Below are 233 nucleotides of genomic sequence, written 5' to 3' on the forward strand. Positions count from 1 at the left end.
TGTAAAATTACGCAATGCTCTATTTATTTAACAAAAAAAGCGACAGATATTGGTGTAGTTGGCGTAATGCTTGTTGCTCCATATTACAATAAACCATCACAACAAGGGATTTATGAGCATTTTAAAAAGTTTGCGGAAGCGACTCCTCTTGCAGTCATTCTTTACTACGTCCCATGGAGAACGGGAGTACAGATTGTGGCTGACACGACTATTGCTCTGTCTAAAGTGAAAAA

1 protein-coding gene is annotated in these 233 nt (G+C 38.2%); it reads left to right on the plus strand.

Features of this window, described 5'->3' with window-relative positions; genetic code table 11:
* Window positions 1–233, plus strand: a 233-nt coding sequence (locus SAZ04_RS23095; protein WP_332700148.1) for a dihydrodipicolinate synthase family protein, incomplete at both ends; no start/stop codon positions are given.

Origin of the sequence: Halalkalibacter lacteus (assembly GCF_036663595.1) — a bacterium.
Classification (GTDB): domain Bacteria; phylum Bacillota; class Bacilli; order Bacillales; family Bacillaceae_D; genus Halalkalibacter; species Halalkalibacter lacteus.